At 69.1% G+C, this 16,386-nt stretch carries 15 protein-coding genes; 5 read left to right on the top strand and 10 right to left on the bottom strand.

Annotation, left to right across the window (positions count from 1 at the left end):
* Positions 1-4: 4 nt before the first annotated feature.
* The 5 genes from AC1RN5_RS05925 (at position 5) to AC1RN5_RS05905 (ending at position 5,892) form a co-directional block, all read left to right on the top strand.
* Positions 5-1,093, top strand: a complete 1,089-nt coding sequence (locus AC1RN5_RS05925) for a hypothetical protein (protein WP_493040333.1) — start codon at positions 5-7, stop codon at positions 1,091-1,093.
* 99 nt (positions 1,094-1,192) lie between these two features.
* Entirely contained in the window at positions 1,193-1,726 is a 534-nt protein-coding gene (locus tag AC1RN5_RS05920) for a 2,4'-dihydroxyacetophenone dioxygenase family protein (protein ID WP_493040332.1), read from the top strand.
* Between the two features lie 187 nt (positions 1,727-1,913).
* Complete coding sequence (gene mdlC, locus AC1RN5_RS05915; RefSeq protein WP_493040331.1) at positions 1,914-3,536, top strand: benzoylformate decarboxylase; 1,623 nt, start codon at positions 1,914-1,916, stop codon at positions 3,534-3,536.
* Between the two features lie 97 nt (positions 3,537-3,633).
* The gene (locus AC1RN5_RS05910; RefSeq protein ID WP_493040330.1) at positions 3,634-5,082 is read left to right on the top strand and encodes an aldehyde dehydrogenase; all 1,449 of its coding nucleotides are present in this window, start codon (positions 3,634-3,636) and stop codon (positions 5,080-5,082) included.
* Positions 5,083-5,112: 30 nt separating this feature from the next.
* Positions 5,113-5,892, top strand: a complete 780-nt coding sequence (locus AC1RN5_RS05905; RefSeq protein WP_493040329.1) for an SDR family NAD(P)-dependent oxidoreductase — start codon at positions 5,113-5,115, stop codon at positions 5,890-5,892.
* Between the two features lie 137 nt (positions 5,893-6,029).
* Here the strand turns inward: AC1RN5_RS05905 and AC1RN5_RS05900 are convergent, their stop codons facing one another.
* The 10 genes from AC1RN5_RS05900 to kynU all read right to left on the bottom strand — a co-directional run bounded on the left by AC1RN5_RS05900 (position 6,030) and on the right by kynU (position 16,349).
* Entirely contained in the window at positions 6,030-6,416 is a 387-nt protein-coding gene (locus tag AC1RN5_RS05900; RefSeq protein WP_493040328.1) for a c-type cytochrome, read from the bottom strand.
* A gap of 20 nt (positions 6,417-6,436) precedes the next feature.
* Positions 6,437-8,035 carry a flavin monoamine oxidase family protein gene (locus AC1RN5_RS05895; RefSeq protein ID WP_493040327.1) on the bottom strand — a complete coding sequence of 533 codons (1,599 nt, stop codon included), beginning with the start codon at positions 8,033-8,035 and terminating at the stop codon, positions 6,437-6,439.
* A 181-nt stretch (positions 8,036-8,216) separates the two neighbouring features.
* Positions 8,217-9,047, bottom strand: a complete 831-nt coding sequence (locus AC1RN5_RS05890) for an enoyl-CoA hydratase/isomerase family protein (RefSeq protein WP_493040326.1) — start codon at positions 9,045-9,047, stop codon at positions 8,217-8,219.
* Between the two features lie 122 nt (positions 9,048-9,169).
* Complete coding sequence (locus AC1RN5_RS05885; protein WP_493040325.1) at positions 9,170-9,613, bottom strand: D-Ala-D-Ala carboxypeptidase family metallohydrolase; 444 nt, start codon at positions 9,611-9,613, stop codon at positions 9,170-9,172.
* On the bottom strand, positions 9,610-10,656 hold the full coding sequence (locus AC1RN5_RS05880) for a hypothetical protein (RefSeq protein ID WP_493040324.1): 1,047 nt from the start codon (positions 10,654-10,656) through the stop codon (positions 9,610-9,612). The genes AC1RN5_RS05885 and AC1RN5_RS05880 overlap by 4 nt, the downstream gene beginning before the upstream one ends.
* A 132-nt stretch (positions 10,657-10,788) precedes the next feature.
* Positions 10,789-13,272 (bottom strand): TonB-dependent receptor, encoded by a 2,484-nt coding sequence (locus AC1RN5_RS05875; RefSeq protein WP_493040323.1) that lies wholly within the window; start codon positions 13,270-13,272, stop codon positions 10,789-10,791.
* A 213-nt stretch (positions 13,273-13,485) separates the two neighbouring features.
* Positions 13,486-14,001: an HIT family protein gene (locus tag AC1RN5_RS05870; RefSeq protein ID WP_493040322.1), complete on the bottom strand. Its 516-nt coding sequence runs from the start codon at positions 13,999-14,001 to the stop codon at positions 13,486-13,488.
* Positions 14,002-14,017: 16 nt separating this feature from the next.
* Positions 14,018-14,314 (bottom strand): DUF1905 domain-containing protein, encoded by a 297-nt coding sequence (locus AC1RN5_RS05865; protein ID WP_493040321.1) that lies wholly within the window; start codon positions 14,312-14,314, stop codon positions 14,018-14,020.
* A gap of 11 nt (positions 14,315-14,325) precedes the next feature.
* Entirely contained in the window at positions 14,326-15,123 is a 798-nt protein-coding gene (locus AC1RN5_RS05860; protein WP_493040319.1) for a tryptophan 2,3-dioxygenase, read from the bottom strand.
* Positions 15,120-16,349: a kynureninase gene (kynU, locus tag AC1RN5_RS05855; RefSeq protein WP_493040318.1), complete on the bottom strand. Its 1,230-nt coding sequence runs from the start codon at positions 16,347-16,349 to the stop codon at positions 15,120-15,122. Before kynU ends, AC1RN5_RS05860 begins: the two co-directional genes overlap by 4 nt.
* Positions 16,350-16,386: the final 37 nt, after the last annotated feature.

Genomic DNA, 16,386 nt, shown 5'->3' with positions numbered 1-16,386 from the left:
AACGATGAGCGACCATCCCGCCAATCCTCCGTCGGCAGGCCTGGGACAGCCCCTGCTGGGCCTGCTGGGCCTGACCGGAATTCTCGCCGTCTCCTTTGGCGTGATGGCCGCGTTCCCGCCCGACGTCTTCAACACCTGGGTCGCCTTCCTGGCCATGGCGCTCATCCCCACACAGATCGTCTGCGGCCTCGTCTGGCATTGCGAGCATCCGGCGCCGATCGCCCGCCTGCCGCAACCGGCGAGGGGCCTGACCTATCTGCTGCTCTGTGTGTCGGTGGGCGCGATCGCGGCCCTTGCAGCCTTCCGCCTCGTCGGAGGCGGGATCGCCCCGCCGACGCCCCCGCTGATCATGTACGTGATCCTCAGCATCGTGGTGACGTTCTGGTTCGTCGTGGTCTGGGGCGCCTGGCCGATCTCGGCCCTGCCCGTCCCGCCGACGGTGTCCGGCCTGCTGAGCGTGGCCTTCTGCTACCTGGTCGCCTACGGGCTGTTCCAGTTGCTGTTCGACTTTTCGTTCCTGAAGGGCGCGCCGTTCTATTCGGCGGCGATCGATCCGCACGGACTGTTCGTCGCCTGGACGCCCCTAGTGTTCGGGGTGACCTCAGTCGCCGTGATCACCTTCGCCGCGATGTGCGACTTCTGGCCCGTCTCCCTGTTCCGGAAGCCTGGCGGGCCCGCCTTCTCGCTACTGGCCTCGGTCTATGTGCTCGGCCTCGCGGCGACGGCCTTCTATTGCGGGGTCGTCATCCTACGCATGGACATCGTCCAGTTCCTGGTGGCCGCGCCGGTCCCCTTCATCTTCGGCTTCTTCATCGTGCTCAGCCTGCTGCACGGGTGGCCCTTCGCCCGCTTGCCGCAACCCTTTCGCGGTCTCGCATCGAGCCTCGCGGCGGTGGCGGCCGGCGCCGCGATGCGCTGGCTCTACCTCTTCGCCGCGCCGCTCCTCACGGGGCAGACCATGGCGTCGGGCGCGCCCGCCTATCAGCTGGAGCTTTGGCTGGCCTCGGCCATGTTGGCGGTGACCTTCCCGCTGATCGTCTTCCTCGCCGATCTTCTCGGCTTCTGGCCGTTGCGGAGAACGGGGTCGAACTAGCCCCGCCCAGGCCGCGGCGCGAAAGGCGGCGGCTTGGCGGCGGCATCCTCATTGGGGCTTCGAGCCCATCGGAAACCCTCGAATTCAGGGAGTGGAACAATGCCGGAGGACGCGAAGACCGAGTTCTGGCGCGACATCAAGCCGATCGAGAACGTGTTCAAACCGGAGGCTTTGCGGGAGGTCTACAAGGAAAAGGTGGCGCAGGGCGACGAGCGCTACTTCGTGCCGATCAGTGAGACCGTGTCGTCGAAGCCCCTCTGGATATCCCCCCAGCGCAACATGTGGGCGGATGTGCTGATGGCCAAGTCCGCGGGCCTGGTTAACCGCCACTACCATCCCCACCAAGTCTTCGCCTACACGATCTCCGGCAAGTGGGGTTATCTCGAGCACGACTGGACCGCCACTGAGGGCGACTTCGTCTACGAGCCTCCCGGCGAGGGCCACACTCTTGTGGCCTACGACAGCGGCGAACCGATGCGGGTGTTCTTCGTGGTGCAAGGCCCGCTCATCTGGCTCGACGAGGCGGGCGAAAGTATCGGGCACTATGATGTTCACGACTACATCGCCGCCGCCCGCGTGCATTACGAGAAGGTCGGCATCGGTGCGGCCTATGTGGACACGCTCTTCCGATGAGGCGGACCGGCGTCGCCTCGATGGGCCGCCAGTGCGCCTTGCCGGGCATAGCCTTCCAGGTCCCACACTCGGTGGAAGTCATGCTGAAAGCTTATGACTTGAACGCACATCAGCAATGGCGATGCAGGGGGCGGTCGGCAAAAGTGGTTGAGACCCGAATATAGTTTCAAGGTCGAGGAAGACGTTCATGGCCGACACGATGCGTACTTCGTCATCTGATGCGCCCGAAGGTGAGGAAGCGGCGCGGCAGGTGAGCGTTCGCGAGGCGACCTTCGATCTGTTCCGCGCATTCGGGCTGAAGACTGTCTTCGGAAATCCAGGCTCGACCGAACTCCCGATGTTCCGGGACTTTCCCTCGGATTTTCGCTACGTGCTGGGGCTGCAGGAATCTGTGGTCGTCGGCATGGCGGATGGCTATGCGCAGGCCACTCGGAACGCCGCCCTCGTCAATCTCCATTCCGCCGCCGGCGTCGGACATGCGCTGGGCAACATCTTCACGGCATACAAGAACCAGACGCCACTGGTGATAACGGCGGGCCAGCAGGCTCGTTCGATGCTGCCTCATGAACCCTTCTTGTTCGCCGAGGACGCCACGGTGTTTCCCAAGCCCTATGTCAAATGGAGCTGTCAGCCGGCCCGCGCCGAGGACGTGCCCGCCGCGATCGCACGCGCCTACTATGTGGCGATGCAGGCCCCGCAGGGGCCGACCTTCGTCTCGATTCCGGTCGATGACTGGGATCGGCCCTGCCTGCCCGTCGCGGCTCGAGAGGTCAGCCGCACCGTGTCGGGCGATCAGGCGCTGCTCGCCGACACCGCCCGGGCGATGAGTCGCGCCAACCGCCCCGCAATCGTGGTCGGCGCCGGGATCGCGCGCGACGATGCCTGGGCGGAGACCATCGCCCTGGCCGAACGTCATCAGGCCGAGGTCTGGGTAAGCCCCATGTCGGGCCGCAACGCCTTTCCAGAGGACCACCCCCTCTTCGCCGGCTTCCTCGCCGCGGACCGCGCCAAGATCGTGGAAAGCCTGGCGGGGCATGATTTCATCCTGGTGCTGGGCGCCCCGGTCTTCACCTATCACGTTGAGGGCTTTGGCCCGTTCATCCCCCCGGGCGCGACGCTGGTGCAACTGGTCGACGATCCCGGCATGGCGGCATGGGCGCCGGTCGGCGCCTCAATCGTCACGGGTCTGAAGCTCGGCGTTCTGGCGCTTCTGGCGGGTCCGGGGCCCGAAGTCCGCAGCGCGACGCAGGTACGCGGCCGGGCGCAGCGGCTGTCCGATGATCGCCTGACCGATGGCTATCTCTTGCAGCAGATCGCGGCGCTGCGGCCGGCCGGCAGCATCATCGTCGAGGAGGCGCCCAGCAGTCGCGGACCGATGCACGACTATCTGCCGATCACCGAGGAGAACGGCTTCTACACCTGCGCCAGCGGCGGTCTTGGCCACGGCCTGCCGGCCGCGGTCGGAGTGGCGCTGGGGCGGCCGGGGGAGAAGGTGATCGCAGTCCTGGGCGACGGATCGGCGATGTACGCCATCCAGGGCCTGTGGTCGGCGGCGCAGCTCAGGCTACCCATCGCCTTCGTCATCATCAACAACGGGCGCTACGAGGCGCTCCACGAATTCGCTCGGCACTTCGATCTGCCAAACCCTGTGGGAACAAGCCTTCCGGAACTTGATTTTTGCGGGCTTGCGCGCGCCCAGGGATTGCAGGCCCTCCGCGTCGACCGACCGGGAGACCTGGATTCAGCCTTGCGCGCCGCCTTGCAGTCCTCCGAGCCGATCCTTGTGGAGGTGGTCGTCGATGTTCCTTGACCGACTGTTGCGCAGGTTCTCCCGCAAGCGCCCGCGCGTGAACCAAGACAAGGCGCGTAGTATCAGCCAGCCCAAATCATCGACGGAGGGAAATCCCATGGACGTGAATTTCCTGATAGGCGGCAAGGACGTGGCGGCCCACGGCGGCGCAACCTTCGAGCGACGCAACCCGATGACCGGGGCGGTCGCTACCCGCGCCGCCGCCGCCACCCCAGCCGACGCCCGGGCTGCCGCTGACGCGGCCCAAGCGGCCTTCGCCGACTGGGCGGATCTCGGTCCCACCGAACGCCGGGCGCTGCTGCTGCGCGCCGCGGACGCCCTGCAGGCGCGGGGCGCCGAATTCACCGACGCCATGATGAACGAGATCGGCGCCACGGCCGGCTGGGCGGGTTTCAACGTCATGCTAGCCTCGAACATGCTGCGGGAGGCGGCCGCCCTCACGACGCAGGTCTCCGGCGAAGTGATCCCGTCGGACCGTCACGGCTGCATGGCGATGTCCATACGCCAGCCCGCGGGCGTGGTGCTCGGCGTCGCGCCCTGGAATGCGCCGGTCATCCTCGGGGTGCGGGCGATCGCGACGCCCCTGGCCTGCGGCAACACAGTCGTGCTCAAGGCTTCCGAGATATGCCCGGCCACCCATCGGCTGATCGGTGCGGTAATGCGCGATGCTGGCCTGCCGCCGGGGGTGGTCAATGTCATCACCAATGCGCCGGAGGACGCCGGCGCGGTCGTCGGCGCGCTCATCGCCCATCCCGCCGTGCGCCGGATCAATTTCACCGGCTCGACCAAGGTGGGGCGGATCATCGCGGAAACCGCGGCGAGATACCTGAAACCGGTTCTGCTCGAGCTTGGGGGCAAGGCGCCCCTGGTCGTGCTCGATGACGCCGATCTCGACGAAGCCGTCAATGCGGCCGCCTTCGGCGCCTTCATGAACCAGGGCCAGATCTGCATGTCGACCGAGCGGATCATCGTCCAGGGCAAGATCGGCGACGCCTTCGTCAAGAAGTTCGCCGCCAAGGCGGCCGCGCTGCCGGCGGGCGATCCGCGGTCGGGCGCCGTTGTGCTGGGCTCGGTCGTCGGGCCGGAGGTGGCCTCGCGGCTCAAGGAAATGGTCGATGATGCGGTGGCCAAGGGCGCCAAGCTGGTGGTGGCCGGCGAGACGCGCGGCACGGTCATGTCCGCTATCGTGCTCGACCAGGTGACCAAGGACATGCGCATCTATGGCGAGGAGTCCTTCGGCCCGATCGTTTGCGTGATCCGGGTGCAGGACGACGCCGAAGCCGTCAGGACGGCCAACGACACCGAATATGGCCTCACCTCGGCCGTGTTCAGCGAGAATATCCGCAGGGCGCTGAAGGTCGCCAAGCGTATCGACGCCGGCATGTGCCACATCAATGGCCCGACAGTGCATGACGAGGCTCAGATGCCCTTCGGGGGAACCAAGGCGTCCGGCTATGGCCGCTTCGGCGGCAAGGCGGGGATCGCTGAATTCACGGAACTAAGGTGGATCACCATCGACACTGAAGCCGTCCACTATCCCTTCTGACGGGCGGGAAGACAGAACCGGAAGATGGTCATGGCTGAGGGCACGCGCGGCGTCGGCCGCCTGGATGGCAAGGTCTGCGTCATCACCGGCGGCGGCGGCAGCATTGGCATGGCCAGCGCCCGGCGTTTTGTGGCGGAAGGCGCGCGGGTCATGCTGGTTGACCTGCGCGAGGACGACCTGCGCGCGGCTGTCGCTGAGCTGGGCGCCGCCCAGGCCGCCTTCAAGGTCGCCGACGTAGGCGAAGCGGCGGACGTCAGAGCCTATGTGGCGAGCACGGTGAGCCGGTGGGGCAAGATCGACGTGCTGTTCAGCAACGCCGGCAATGTGGGGGCGATCGGGCCCCTGGTCGACTACCCAGAAGACGACTTCGACGATGTCCTACGTGTCCACGTCAAGGGCGCGTTTCTCGCCTGCAAGTACGGCATCCCCATGATGAACGACGGCGGCAGCGTGATCATCACCTCGAGCGTCGCCGGGCTGCGCGGGGATCCGGGCCCCTTCGGCTACATCACCGCCAAGCATGCCCAGATCGGCCTGATGAGATGCGTAGCCAAGGAAGTCGCCGGCCGGCGCATCCGGGTCAACACCATCCACCCCGGCCCCACCCAGAACAGTTTCCAGACCAGGGTCGAGGATCATCTTGGTCAGGTCATCGGCCGCGACGCCCACAGTTTCTTCGACGAACTCATCCCGCTCGGCCGCCACGCCTCGCCCGACGAGATCGCCCGCGCCGTGCTGTTCCTGGCCTCCGACGAGAGCAGCTTCACCACGGGCAGCACGATGGTCGTCGACGGAGGAATGAGCGCCTGAGACGGGCCCGGCGCGCGTGCGTCGTGGCACCGCCTGCCGGACCTCGCGGCCAGCCAGGTCCTGCTGATCGGCGCCCACTTCGCCCCGCCCACCGCCGGGCGGGTGTGGCGGGACGCGGGCGCCTAACGCTTCGAGACCTAGTGGGCCAGCAGCGAGGCCTTGGCGTTCTCGCGCTTGGCGCCGCTGCGCAGGGAGGTCACCAGGGCCGGCTGCACCGGCTTGCCCTTGTTGCCCCAGGAGGTGCGGACATAGGTCAGGACCTGGGCCACCTCCAGGTCGGTGAGTTCGCTGGCGAAGGAGGGCATGCCGCCGCGGCCCTTCAGCACGCGGGTCACCGGCTCCACGGGATCGCCCTGGGCGATCTTGCTGCCGGCCAGGGGCGGGAAGGCGCCGGGAATGCCCTTGCCGGTCAACTGATGGCAGGCCGAGCAGTTGTCCGCGAACAGCCCCTTGCCGTCGGCGGCCAGGGCCGGGGCGGCCGACAGGCCAAGGGCGACCACGGCCAGCGGGATCGAAAGACGCATCTTACTCTGGACTCCGGAAATCAGGCCGCTTGGGCGCGTTTGTGCAGTTTGGCGATCTGCTGCCAGGCGCTCTCGATCCCGCCGGCCTGCCAGCCGGTGAGATAGGAGAGGTGTTCGCCGGCCAGGTACAGCCGGCCGTCGGGCTCGCAGAGGACCGGATAGGCGTCGCGGCGCCCCTCGTCGTCCCACTGGGCCCAGCCGCCGAGGTTGTGCTCGATGCGGTGCCAGGCCGCCGAGAAGGAGGTCTCCACGTTGTCGGCGTATTCCGGGAAGGCGCGCAGACCGCCCTGGGCCGCGAAGGCCTGGCGGGCCTTGGGGCTGAGGGCGCTGACCTTGGCCGCCGAGGCGCCGAAGTTGTAGTAGCCCAGCAACACGCCCTTCTGGCCCTGGAAGCCGGTGGACGGCAGGGTGATGGTGTTGATGTCCGGGTCGTCGGTATAGACGTGGCCGCCGTAGATGAAGTGCTTCTCCTCCCAGAACCGGGTCTTCATCTGCAGGCCGATCTTGCCCACCAGGGCGTAGGAGACCGCGCCGATCGCCTCCTTGAACTTCGGCGAAACGCCCATGTCCATCTGGCGCAGCACCGAGAGCGGGATGGTGCAGATGCAGTAGTCGGCCTTCAGGGTCTCGACCTTGCCGTCGGGGCCGGAGACCGTGACCTCCACCCCCTTGTCGTTCTGGCGGTACTTCTTCACCAGGGTCGAATAGCGGATCAGCTTGCCGACGTGACGCTCGAAGCCCTTGGCGATCTGGTCCATGCCGCCCACCGGCTGGAACATGGTGCGCTGCTGCTCGTAGCCGGTGACCGAGGACAGCACGCCCCAGGCCTTGGAGTGCAGGACGTCGGTGAGGGGATAGGGGGTCGACTCCTTGCCGGGGCCGGGAACCACCCCGGGACCCGGATTGACGTCGAAGCCGCGACCGTCCGTGCCCTTGTAGGCCAGGTCGGCGGAGAGGTAGCCCTCCTTGGTCAGGTAGGCGAGGAACAGCTGCCGGTCCTCGGCGGTCATCTGCTGGTCCAGGGCGCCCTGTTTGACCTGCTTGGCCAGGATCTCGGCGGCCGCCCCGCGGGCGTCGGCGGCGATCTGGCCCTTGCGGATCGCCTTGCCGGCCAGGGGACCCGTCCCCTTGTTGAAGGCGACGTAGGAGGCGTCGTTGTCGTTGACGAAGACCTCCAGGGGCACGTTGAAAAGCTTGGTGTAATGCAGGGTCGAGCGGTGGTGATAGGGGATCCGCCACGGCCCGTGGTTGATGTAGAGCCCGTCGTCAAAGTCGCACTCCTGGGCCTCGCCGCCCAGCTCGGTGAGCTTGAAGCCCTTGCGCGCGGTCTGGCAGCGGCCGCCGGCGAAATCCCGGGCCTCGATCACCGTGACCTCGTAACCGGCCTTGGAGAGCTCATAGGCGCTGGTCATGCCGGCCACCCCGGCGCCCAGGACGATGACCTTCTTGCCCTTGCCGCCCTCCCCCAGCTCCGGGGGCGCGGCGTTGGCCGAGGCGATGTCGAAGCCCAAGGCCGTCATGCCGGCCAGCAGCAGGGCCGACCCGCCCATCCCCCCCAGGCTCTCCAGGAAGCTGCGGCGCGACAGGCCGCCCCCGCCGTTCATGATGTCCGGAGTCATCGCTCTAATCCCCACGCCACGCTTGATGGCGCGCAAGGGAGCGGCCTGGGTGGGGGGTGACAATCGCCATTCCGACAATCCCTGTGCGACCGAGGCAAAAGGGTCCGACCGTGCCTAATGCCTGGGCGACGGGCGGCGGTTTTGGGCGCCGGACGAATAATCGACCGGCGAATCGTCGCGATCAGCGTCCCTGGAAGTCGGCGGGACGCTTCTCCAGGAACGAGGTCATCCCCTCCCGGAAGTCCTGGGTGCGGACCAGTTGCAGGAACTGCAGGAAGACGTGGTGGACGTGGTCGTTGAAGGTCTCGTTCAGACCCATGCGCATCAGCCGCTTGGCCGACTGCACCGCCAGGGGCGCGTTGTCGGCGATCTCCTTGGCCAGCTTGCGGGCCTCGGTCATCAGCGCCTCGGCGGGGACCACGTGGGTGGCCAGGCCCATCTCCAGGCTCTCCTCGGCGGTGAGGGTGCGGCCGGTGAAGATCAGCTCGGCGGCCTTGGACCAGCCAATCAGGCGCGGCAGGAACCAGGTGCCGCCCGACTCCGGCACGATGCCGCGCTTGACGAAGGCCGCGGCCAGCTTGGCGCCCTGGGCCATCATGCGGATGTCGCAGCCCAGCGCGGTGTCGAGGCCATAGCCGGCGGCCGAGCCGTTCAGGGCGCAGATGGTGGGCTTGTTCATGTTGAAGATCACCGTCGGCGGGGCGGTCTTCAGGTCGAGGTCCACGGAGATGGTGGCCGCCTGGGTCTCCGAGCCGATGCCCGAGCCGCTGGTGGCGCTCACCAGATCCAGGCCCGCGCAGAAGGCCCGGCCGGTCCCGGTGAGGATCACGCAGCGCACCTCGGGGTCGGCGTCGGCCTGCAACAGCAGCTTGGACAGCAGCGACAGCATGGGGCCGGAGATGGTGTTGAGCCGCTCGGGGCGGTTGAGGGTCAGGACGGCGACGCCGTCGGCCACCTCGTAGAGCACCTCGGCCGACTGATCGGCGCGCGCCTGGGCAAGGGTCTCGCTCATATTCCGCTCCCATTATCTGACTTATTGTTGGGTCCAGCTAAGGACCGTTGGGAGCCCGATGCAAGGGCTGAGCGGGGCGATGTTCCCTGGGCTTCCGTTTTCCGCCCAGCTTGGCCGCAAACCTAGGGTTTGGGCAGGATGCCGTTCAGGTAGCGCCGCTGCGGCTCGAAGATCGACAGGGGCATGCGCCGCATCCGCGGGTCGAAGGAGATGTGGGTCCAGCGGCCGTATTCGTGGATCAGCTGATCGAAGACGATCTTGGAGCCGAGGATCTTCTGGCAGACCTCGTAGGGGGTCAGCCCCGGACAGTTGAAGTCCACCGCGTAGCCCAGGCAGTGGGCGCTGGACGAGGCGCCCTTCACCGCCCGGTTCAGGTCCACGCCGCGATAGCCGCTGGAGACATTGACGCCGACCCCCAGCAGGGTGCGCACCGCCTCCATGGCCTTGGCGGTCTCGGTCAGGCGGGCCAGTTCCCGGGGCGGCGGCAGGTTGCTGATCTTCAGCCGCGCGGCGGTCTCCGAGCGGGTCAGCTCCTCGAGGGAGAAGTGGGGGCTGAGCTGGGTCACTTGCCCTTCCCCTTGGCCAGGTCGGTGCTGCTCTCGGGCTTGGGCCCGGCGTTGCGGATATTGATCAGCTTGTTCAGCAGGTCGAACCAGAAGGGCGCCCCCAGCATGCCGGCCAGCGCCGTCACCAGCCAGCCGGGCGCGCTCGCCAGCTGGGCGAGGCTCAGGGTCGGCGGGGCGGTCCAGCCCACCGGGGCGTTCCGCAGCAGGTCGTCGCGGGCCTGTTCGACGGCGGCGGCCTTGGCCGGGAGGTCCCTGTCCTGAGCAACGGCCGGCGCGTCCGCCTCCACCGTCTTCCTGGCCTGCTCCACCATCGCCTCGCGCAGGGTCGGCTCGGCGTAGAGCCGCTGGACGATGCGGACGGTGTCGACATTGAAGGCGATGGCCAGGACCAGGCCGAGGATGAAGGTGATGAGCTGGGTGTAGCGCTTGTACTGACCGCTCAGCCTGTCCATGGCGCCGTCGTACCAGCGCTCGATCCCGGTCTTGAGCTTGTCCCAGTCGCCGTCGGCCTCGTTCAGGGCGGTCACCAGGGCCTCGCGCAGGCGCCCCGGCGGCAGGGCGTCGACGGACTCCTTCACCTGGTCCAGGGCCTGGCCGCTGGCCCCGGCCCGCAGGGCCTGCAGCAGGGCCGAGGCGAAGTTCTGGGCCGAGACATAGGAGGGCCGGCTGGTCCCTCCGCCGCCCACTAGGGGGTGGTGATAGATATCCTCGTGGCGCAGCTCGAAGCTGGGGCCGAGATCCCCCGAGACCCGCTCGGTGGCCGCCTCGGCCTCCTCCGGGGTCAGGGGCGTCGTCGGCACGGTCTTGTCGGCCGCGGCCGTCCCGTTTCCGTGTCCCAGGCCCGAGAGCCAGCGGGCCACGATGTTGCGCTCCTCGGCCACCGCCTCGGGATGCTCGATGAGCTGGGCGAAGGCCTGCTCGAGCCGCGCCGCCCGCAGCTTGAACCAGCCGGCGGCGGCCTCCAGCACCGTGGAGAGCAACAGGGCGAACAGCAGGTAGGTGAAGACCAGGCCGATGGCGACGTCGACGGTGGGACCCAGCATCAGGGGGCCCTCCCCTGGACGCCAGACCCGATTGCGGATGCACGCATGATCCCCCCAGGACGCCTTGTCCCGGGAGTTAATCATTCAACCTGGAGTGTCGCAACTCCGGACCACGCGCGGCGGCATCCGGGCCTAGAAGAACAGCTTGCGGAAGGTCAGCTTCACCGAGCGGCCCACCGGGTCCAGCAGGTCGGGCTGATAGCTGATCGGGGTGACCCCGGCGGCCGAGCGCACCTCCTGGCGGCTGTCGAACAGGTTGTCGATCGAGAGCGTCGCCCGGGCGCCACGCAGCCAGGTATGGGTCCGCGCGATGGGCTGGGCGCCCAGGTCGGCGAAGAGGCGCAGGTCCACCGTGGTCTGGTCGGAGAATTCCAGGTCGTCGCCGGTCCCGCTTCCCACCACCCGGGTGGCGCTCTGCCAGTTGGCGTTCAGGGCCGCGCCCAGGCCCGCGCGGGTGTAGTTGGCCTGCACGTCCACCTGATGGCGGGGCGAACCGCCGCCGCCGCCGATCGCCGCCCCGTCCAGCAGGTCGAGCTCGGCCAGACCCGGACGGATCAGGATGTCATCGCGGAAGGCCACCGTGTGATAGACGCCGAACTGGAAGACCCCGCCGCGCGGACCGCCGCCCCCGAAGCCGCCAAAACCTCCGCCGCCCCGGCCGCCGCCGCCGCCCGGACCGCCATAGCCGCCGCCATAGCCGCCGCCGTAGCCGCCGCCCATGCGGGGACCGCCGTCCGGCGTGGAGGGCGCAGCCCCCTCGGGCGGAGGTCGGCCCTCCGGCGCGCCCGCGGGCCGCGCGTCCTGGCCTTGGCCGGCGGCGGTCGCCGGGGCGCCCTCGCCCCCCGGCGGACGGGCCTCGCGGCGCTGGCGGAACGCGGCCAGTTGCTCGGGGGTCGGCTGCGGTCCGACATTGCGCGAATAGGTGAAGCCCCAGCGCAGCTCGTCGCGGGCCTGGCGCGCGAAGTTCACCGGCCGGGCGTCGATCTGCACCAGCCGCCCGCTGGCGTCACGGACGAAGCGGTCGGGGAAGGCGGCTTCCACCTGGGTCGAGGCCGAGGGGAAGGCCGCCACCAGGTTGTCGGTGCGGCTGGAAACATAGTTGGCCTGGAAGGTCAGGTTGGTCTTGTCGAAGGGCTTGTAGGTGACCCCCAGCTTGAGCACCTCGCGCTGGCCGCCGGTCAGGTTGGGGGCGCCGCCGGTCACCCGCACCACCTCGGCGGTCTCGCCGCGGGTCAGGTCGAAGACCCGCACGCCCGGCGTGGCGACCACGGGGTCACCGAGCTGATTCATCGTCGGCGCCTGGTCGGTGCGCGTCACCGAGGCCAGCAGCCGCAGCGGCTTGACCGGAACCCAGTTCAGCCCCGCCCCCACCGTCTCCAGGTCGCCGAAGTCCGACAGGTGCTGGTAGCCGAGATTGAGATTGCCCGACAGCTTGCCGAGCGTCTCCCCCAGCCCCTCCCCGGCCCGGGTCAGGGGCACGTCGAAGCTGGCCTGCAGCTGGCCGATGTTGCGGGTGAGGTCGGTGGAGGAGGTCGCCCCGGCGCGCAGGGCCTCGCTCTCCAGCTCGGTGGCCGACACCCGGCCCGTCAGGGTCGCGCCCACCTGGCCGGCCGGAAGCTCCCAGAAGGCGCGGTTCAGCACGATGTCGGACTGGGCCTGGGTGGTGATGGACTTGGTGCGGTCGGTATAGGCGATGGCCCCCAGGGCGCGGTCGTTGAAGGACTTGGCCACGTTGCGTGAGATATTTCCGGTGTAGGACCACTGCCAGCCGGCATAGGCGCCGCTCATCGCCCCGGCCAGGCTGGCGTTGTCGGCGGTGGAGCGCCGCGCCAGGGCCTCGGCCCCGAAGGGCGAGACGCCCAGCTTGGAGTCGGTGTCGGTGGACTCATAGGTCCCGTTGATCGTGCCCGACACGCCATTGCCCAGGGGCCGGGCATAGACGGCGTTGAACACCACATTGGTGGAGTCCGGCTGCAGGGTGCGGAAGGGGCTGGCGCCGATGACGTCGCGGTCGCTCTCCAGGATCGCATCGGCCTTGGTGGCCTTGGCGTCGAGGGTCAGGCGCTGGCCGCGCTGGATGCGCAGCAGGGCGGCGTGGCCCGCCACCGTCGTCCCGGCCGAGCCCTGGGTCGGGACCTCCACCGAGCCCTCCGCCAGCTTGGCGCGGAAGCGCTGGCGCAGGACCATGTTCACCACCTTCTGCTCGGCGGGGTAGCCGTACTTCAGCGACACCTCCTCGGGCAGGATCTCCACCCGGGCGATCGCCTCGGTGGGCAGGTCGCGGATCTCGGCGAAGCCCGAGGCCCGCGCGCCGTTGATCAGCACCACCGGGCGGCCGCCGCTGCCCTGGCCGCTGCCGGTCTGGGGGGCGAGCGCCGTCAACAGTTCGGAGACGCTGGCCGCGCCGTAGGCCCGAATCTCCCGCGCCGAGAGGGTCACTTCCGGGGTGATGTCGCCGGCGACCGAGCCCGGCAGGGTGCGCGCGCCGGCCACCACCACCAGCTCCTCGACCTCGGTCTCGTCGGCATAGGGATCAGCGCCCGGGGCCGGCGTCTGGGCCTGGGCGGAGCCGGCGCCGAGGGCGACGGCGGCCGTACCGGCGAGCAGGCGAAGCATGAGGCCGACCGCGAGGCGGTGGGTGGCGGGGGAGGACTTCAAAGCTTTGACCCTGTGCAGAGGCGAAAAGAGCGACGCGAGGCCCCCAAGAGCCTGTTCCATCTGAACGGGCGATGAGCGGACCTCCGTCGCGTCTTCGGCGCGCGATGTGACTCGACGATGTCGCCGCCGAAACGCCGGACGTAATACGCGCAACCTTCCCCCGGGCTCCCGTCAGCCCTCCGGCGTCATCCGCTGCGACGCGATCGCCGCCGCCAGCCGGTCGGCCAGGGCCGCCATCTCCTCCGGCGTCATCGCCAGGAACCCGGCCCGCTCCACGTCCAGGGCCGCGAACTGCTGCTCTTCCAGCGGCACGCCGGGCGGCAGGGCGGCCACGTGCCAGTGGACGTGGCGATTGGCCTGCTGGCTTCCCAGGGACAGGATGTAGATCCGCTCGGTCTCCAGGGTCGCGCGCAGGGCCTCGCCGACATCGTGGACCAGCCCCTGGAGCCGCAGGTAGTCGTCCCGGCTGAAATCGCCGGTCACCTGCTCCAGGTGCGCCTTGGGGCAGACCAGGACATAGCCCGGAAAGGGCGGGAACTTGTTGAGGAAGGCGATGGCGAAATCGTCCTCGTAGACGACGTAGTGGGCGAAGGCCGGGTCGCCCGAGACCAGGCCGCAGATGAAGCAGGGGCGGCTCCGGATGGAGGCCACGTAGCTCGCGACATCGAATTCCCGCCGCTCCGCCAAGGCGCCCGCTCCCCGTCTACCGCTGAGCCGGCTGAACCGTCATCGCGATGGCGATCCGGTCCCCCGCCGTCACATCGGCCTTCTTCCGCACCGCGGCCTTGAGCGGCAGGTAGTAGGTGCCGTCCTTGGCGAACATGGCGGTCGTGAAGACCACGCCCTTGATCGTCACCTCCACCGGGATCATCCCCCAGCCATAGGTCACCAGCTTCGACAGGCGCCGGACCGCCTCGGCCTCGGGCGCCGGCAACGGGGCGTAGAAGAAGGGCGAGGGGCCGCGCCAGTAGATGACCTCCGCCTCGAAGCTGAACTCCACCGGCCCCTCCCCTACAGCCCCGTCCGCACCTGGAACAGTTCCGGGAAGAACGAGCCCTCCAGGGCCTTGGCCAGGTAGCTGGCGCCCGACGATCCGCCGGTGCCCATCTTGAAGCCGATGATCCGCTCCACGGTCTTCAGGTGGGCGAAGCGCCATTGCTGGAAGCGGAACTCCAGGTCCACCAGCTTCTCGGCCAGCTCGTAGAGGTCCCAGTACTGTTCGGGGTCGCGGTAGACCACGGCCCAGGCCGCCACGATGGCCGGGTCGGCGACGTGGACCTGGCTCCAGTCGCGCTCGGCCGGCACGTCAAAGCCGCGCCGTTTCAGGAGCCGCACGCACTCGTCATAGAGGCTGGGGGCGGCGAGCGCCGCGGCCAGGTCGGCATGGGCCGGCGTGCCCTCGTGGACCGCCAGCATCGTGGCGTCCTTGGCCCCCATCAGGAACTCCAGCATCCGGTACTGGTGCGACTGGAAGCCGGAGCTCTGGCCCAGATGGGGGCGGATGGCGTGGTATTCGCTGGGCGTCATGGTGGCCAGCACGTCCCAGGACTGGATCAGCTGGCCCTGGATACGGCTGACCCGGCTGATCATCTTGAAGGCGGGGCCCAGGTCGTCTTCGGCGATCTGCTGGCGTGCGGCCGCCAGCTCGTGGATCGACAGCTTCAGCCACAGCTCCGAGGCCTGGTGGATGACGATGAACAGCAGCTCGTCGTGCTCGTCCGACCGCGGCCGCTGGGCGCTGAGGATCTGATCGAGCGCCAGGTAGTCGGCGTAGCTGATGTCGGGCCGGGTGTGGATCGTGTCGCTCATGTCACCGCCGCCACCTGGTTGAAGCGCTCGCCCCGCCATTCCTCACGGGCCATCACCTGAGAGAGGTGCTCCACCGCGTCCCAGACGTCGACATATCGCACATAGAGGGGGGCGAAGCCGAACCGCAGCACGTCGGGGGCGCGGAAGTCCCCCACCACGCCCCGGGCGATCAGGGCCTGGACGATGGGATAGCCCTTGGGGTGGGTGAGCGAGACCTGGCTGCCGCGCTGGGCGGACTCGCGCGGACAGGCGAGGCCGAAGCCCGGGCAGCGTTCGGCCACGAGATCGAGGAACAGGTCCCCCAGGGCCTGGGACTTGGCCCGCAGCTCGGCCATGGCCACGCCGTCGAAGGCGCTCAGCGCCGCCTCCAGGGCGGTGAGGCCCAGGACCGAGGGCGTGCCGCACAGGGTCCGCAGCATGCCGGCCCCCGGCGCATAGTCGTCGCGGAAGGCGAAGGGCTGGGCGTGGCCCATCCAGCCGGTGAGCGGGGTCTGGAAGTCGTCCTGGTGGCGGGTGGCGATGAAGGCGAAGGCCGGCGCTCCGGGGCCGCCGTTCAAGTACTTGTAGCCGCAGCCGACCGCCAGGTCCGCGCCCGCCCCGTTCAGGTCCACCTCCAGGGCGCCGGCGCTGTGGCTGAGGTCCCAGAGGGCGAGCGCGCCCACCTCGTGGGCCCGGGCCGTCAGGGCCTTCATGTCGTGCAGGGCGCCGGTCTTGTAGTGGGCGTGGGTGAGCAGCAGCAGGGCGACGCGCTCGTCCAGGGCGGCGTGCAGGTCCCCCGGCGGCGCCAGCCGCAACTCCACGTCCGGCAGGAACTGGGCCAGGCCCTGCAGGATGTAGAGGTCGGTGGGGAAGTTGCCCGGCTCGCTCAGGATCACCCTGCGCCCCGGCCGCATCGCCAGCGCCCCGGCCGCCAGCTTGAAGAGGTTCACCGAGGTGGAGTCCGCGGCGATCACCTCGCCGGGCGCGGCCCCGATCAGGGCGGCGATCCTCGCCCCCACGCGGGCCGGCAGGCCGATCCAGTCGGCGGTGTTCCAGGAGCGGATCAGCCCCCGGCCCCATTCGGTCTCCACGGCCTGCGCCAGCCGGCCCTTCACCGCGCGCGGCAGGGCGCCCAGCGAATTGCCGTCCAGATAGATCAGCCCGTCTTCCAGCTCGAACAGGTCCCGGCGCGCGGCCAGGGGATCGGCGCGGTCGCGGGCCAGGCAGTCGTCACGGGTCAAGCTCATCCCGCCGGAATAGTCCCGCCGACGCCGAGACGCCAGC

The sequence above is a fragment of the Phenylobacterium sp. GW821-FHT12F10 genome (genome assembly GCF_058806695.1).
Note: the sequence above shows the minus strand (reverse complement) of the source record. Positions and strands in the feature narration are given on the sequence as shown.

Coding starts and splice junctions, on each gene's coding strand:
- AC1RN5_RS05925 (WP_493040333.1), top strand. CDS start 5: ATGAGCGACCATCCCGCCAATCCTCCGTCGGCAGGCCTGGGACAGCCC.
- AC1RN5_RS05920 (WP_493040332.1), top strand. CDS start 1,193: ATGCCGGAGGACGCGAAGACCGAGTTCTGGCGCGACATCAAGCCGATC.
- mdlC (WP_493040331.1), top strand. CDS start 1,914: ATGGCCGACACGATGCGTACTTCGTCATCTGATGCGCCCGAAGGTGAG.
- AC1RN5_RS05910 (WP_493040330.1), top strand. CDS start 3,634: ATGGACGTGAATTTCCTGATAGGCGGCAAGGACGTGGCGGCCCACGGC.
- AC1RN5_RS05905 (WP_493040329.1), top strand. CDS start 5,113: ATGGCTGAGGGCACGCGCGGCGTCGGCCGCCTGGATGGCAAGGTCTGC.
- AC1RN5_RS05900 (WP_493040328.1), bottom strand. CDS start 6,416: ATGCGTCTTTCGATCCCGCTGGCCGTGGTCGCCCTTGGCCTGTCGGCC.
- AC1RN5_RS05895 (WP_493040327.1), bottom strand. CDS start 8,035: ATGACTCCGGACATCATGAACGGCGGGGGCGGCCTGTCGCGCCGCAGC.
- AC1RN5_RS05890 (WP_493040326.1), bottom strand. CDS start 9,047: ATGAGCGAGACCCTTGCCCAGGCGCGCGCCGATCAGTCGGCCGAGGTG.
- AC1RN5_RS05880 (WP_493040324.1), bottom strand. CDS start 10,656: ATGCTGGGTCCCACCGTCGACGTCGCCATCGGCCTGGTCTTCACCTAC.
- AC1RN5_RS05875 (WP_493040323.1), bottom strand. CDS start 13,272: ATGCTTCGCCTGCTCGCCGGTACGGCCGCCGTCGCCCTCGGCGCCGGC.
- AC1RN5_RS05860 (WP_493040319.1), bottom strand. CDS start 15,123: ATGAGCGACACGATCCACACCCGGCCCGACATCAGCTACGCCGACTAC.
- kynU (WP_493040318.1), bottom strand. CDS start 16,349: ATGAGCTTGACCCGTGACGACTGCCTGGCCCGCGACCGCGCCGATCCC.